This window comes from Xenorhabdus eapokensis (genome assembly GCF_001908105.1).
Genome location: NZ_MKGQ01000173.1, coordinates 1 through 586, shown reverse-complemented (window position 1 = coordinate 586; position 586 = coordinate 1). Strand labels below are relative to the sequence as shown.

The following is a 586-nucleotide window of genomic DNA, read 5'->3' as shown; positions in this document are numbered from 1 at the left end:
GTCAACCCGTGTGGTGCATGACCACACAGAAAGTGTCGGCAACAATCAGGTGATTACCGTGCGCAAAGATCGTCATAAGGAAATCATCGGTACGGAAGTCAGCAGCATCGGGACACGACAGGTGACAGTGGAAAAAACCAGCGTGCTCAGTGCCAAAGGTGCCATCACCATTCAGTCTACCGAAGACGGTATTTATATCGGCAATGCCAAAGGCAGCATTTCGATCGACAAGGACGGCAATATCCATATTACCGGCGACACCGTCATTATCAACGGCCAGAAAGTGATCACCCTGAACTGATCGCATTCGTGATGTTAAAAAAAACAACAAGTTAAAAAGGAAATACCGATGAGCACACAACCTTACCAGATGAATGAAGGCACCCTGACTCTGCCAGATAACTGGCGTGATGAAACCATACAGGTGTTTGTCCTGCCGGATGACAGTGGCGTTAATTTGGTGATTAACCGCACACCGGTTCCTGAGGGCAGCGATCCGGCAACCTATTACGCACAAACGCTGACCCAATTTGCGACCCACCTGCCGGGCTATCAGGAGCACCAGCGTTTACAACTGGTACTCAGT

At 49.7% G+C, this 586-nt stretch carries 1 protein-coding gene and 1 pseudogene; both read left to right on the top strand.

Features of this window, described 5'->3' with window-relative positions:
- Positions 1 to 301: pseudogene (locus Xedl_RS20020) on the top strand (type VI secretion system Vgr family protein); the annotation flags it as partial.
- Positions 302 to 349: 48 nt separating this feature from the next.
- On the top strand, positions 350 to 586 hold a 237-nt coding region (locus Xedl_RS20015), incomplete at its 3' end, for a DcrB-related protein (protein ID WP_143187522.1).